Genomic DNA, 2,507 nt, shown 5'->3' on the forward strand with positions numbered 1-2,507 from the left:
GCCCCCGGGCCCGGCGGCGGGGCGCCCGCCCCCGCCCCGCCGCGGCCCCGCTCCCCCCCCCCCCCCCCCCCCCCCCCCCCCCCCCCCCCCCCCCCCCCACTACAGGTGCAGCCGTGCGGCTGCCGCTTCACGCTTGTAGCGCTAGAATTGCCCGCTTGAAAGCGTTTACATGAAGGACTGCCGGTGGCCCCCGACCGCATTGAATCCCTGATTTCCCGCATGACCGTCGACGAGAAAGTCGGCCAGCTGAGCGTATTTGCCGACATGGTCCGGCCGTTCGCCCCGGACGTGAACCCGGAGGCCAATGTGCGCAATGCCGAGCAGGTGCTGGAGCAGGTGCGTGCCGGCCGGGTCGGTTCGCTGTTCAATGGTGTCGGCGCCGAGCTGGGCCGGCGCATCCAGCAGGTGGCGCTGGAAGAAAGCCGTCTGGGCATTCCGGTCATCCTTGCCTCCGACGTGATCCATGGCATGCGTACCGTGTTCCCGATTCCGCTGGGCGAGGCCGCCAGCTTCGAGCCGGATCTTGCTCGCCGCACTGCACGCGCCACCGCCATCGAAGCGACTGCCGCCGGCATCCATTGGACCTATGCGCCGGCGGTGGATATCGCCCGCGATCAGCGCTGGGGGCGGGGGGCCGAAGGGGCAGGTGAAGACGTGGTGCTGGGCTGCGAATTCGCCGCCGCGCGCGTGCGTGGTTTCCAGGGCGATGACCTGACCGCCGAAGATTCGCTGTTGGCCACGCCCAAACACTTCGCTGCATACGGCGCGGTTGCTGCAGGTATGGAGTACGCGCAGGTGGATATCTCGCCGCAGACGTTGCGCGATGTGCATCTGCCGCCGTTCAAGGCCGCGCTGGATGCCGGCGCGTTGTCACTGATGAGCGCCTTCAACGACATCAACGGTGTGCCGGCCAGCGCCAACCGTGCGCTGCTGACCGATCTGCTGCGCAACGAATGGAAGTTCGAGGGCGTGGTGGTTTCCGACTACACCGCCGACATGGAACTGATCGCACACGGCTATGCGGCCGATGAAGTGGACGCGACTCGCAAGGCGTTCCTGGCCGGGCTCGACCTGAGCATGCAGAGCGGCTTCTACGATCAGCATCTGGCCGGACTGGTGCACGCCGGCGACGTGCCGGTCGCCGTGCTCGACGAATCGGTGCGGCGCATCCTGCGCTTGAAGGATGCCATCGGTCTGTTCGACAACCCCTACCGTTCGCTGGACCCGCAGCGCGAAGCCGACCAATCGCATATCGCAGAACACGATGCACTGGCGCGCGATACCGCGCGCCGTTCGGTCGTATTGCTGAAGAATGACGGCGATTTGCTTCCGCTGAAGAAGCAGGGCCAGAAGATCGCATTGATAGGTCCGTTCGTGCAGGACCGCGACAACATCGAAGGCTGCTGGACCTTGTTCGGCGACAAGTCGCGCTACGTAACACTGGAAAGTGGCGTATGTGCTGCCCTTGGCGACGCAGCGGCATTGGAAGTCGTGGCAGGCTGCGCCTTGGAAGATCCGCAGGAAGGTGGCATCGAAGCAGCGGTCGCTGCAGCGCAGCGTGCTGACGTGGTGGTGCTGGCAGTTGGCGAGCCGCAGCGTTACAGCGGTGAAGCGCAATCGCGGGTGGAGATCACCTTGCCACCGGCACAGCAGGCATTGGCAGAAGCGGTCGCCGCCACCGGCACGCCGCTGGTGGTGCTGCTGCGCAATGGTCGTGCGCTGGCGCTGCAAGGTGCGGTGCGCGATGCACAGGCCATTGCGGTGACCTGGTACCTGGGTACGCAGAATGGGCATGCACTGGCCGATATCCTGTTCGGCGACTACAGCCCCTCGGCACGCCTGCCGGTGAGCTTTCCGCATGCCTCGGGCCAGCAGCCGTATTTCTATAGTCATCCGCGTAGCGGCCGCCCGGAGCTGCCGACCATGTCGGAGTTCAAATCGCGCTGGCGTGAGTTTCCGAATACGGCCTTGTATGCGTTCGGCCATGGCATTGGCTATGCGCTCTTTGAATATGAAACGCCGCGGCTGAGCACGCCGCAGTTGGATTGGGATGGCGCGCTTGTGATACGTACCAATGTCCGCAACACCAGTACGGTCGCGGGTGAGGAAGTGGTGCAGTTGTACGTGCACGATCGCGTCGCCAGCCGGGTACGCCCGGTGCGCGAGTTGAAAGCCTTCCAGAAGGTGATGGTGACAGCCGGTGCTTCGGTAGAGGTGGAGTTCCGTCTGGACCGCCAACAGCTGGCGTTCACCGGTGTGGACGGCGACTACACCGCCGAGCCGGGCCTGTTTGATGTGTGGGTATGTGCTTCGTCGGTGAGCGGCGAAGCGGTGAGCTTCGAGCTGCTGGGCCCCTGATCCAGACGTTTTGCTCCCTCCCTTTGCCGCAGGCAAGGGGAGGGTTGGGGAGGGGTATGCTGTGCTCCAGGTAGTGCCGAGCCATGCTCGGCAAGAGGCTTTACCAGTAGAGCCCCTGCCGAGCATGGCTCAGCACTACAGATGTCGGA

Annotated in this window: 1 protein-coding gene; it reads left to right on the top strand. The window is 65.1% G+C overall.

Annotated features, from left to right (window positions below; translation table 11 throughout):
- Positions 1-183: 183 nt before the first annotated feature.
- Positions 184-2,358 carry a glycoside hydrolase family 3 N-terminal domain-containing protein gene (locus ACVOMB_RS20935; protein ID WP_481532917.1) on the top strand — a complete coding sequence of 725 codons (2,175 nt, stop codon included), beginning with the start codon at positions 184-186 and terminating at the stop codon, positions 2,356-2,358.
- The last annotated feature ends 149 nt before the right edge of the window (positions 2,359-2,507 follow it).

The sequence above is a fragment of the Stenotrophomonas sp. STEN018 genome (assembly GCF_056760235.1).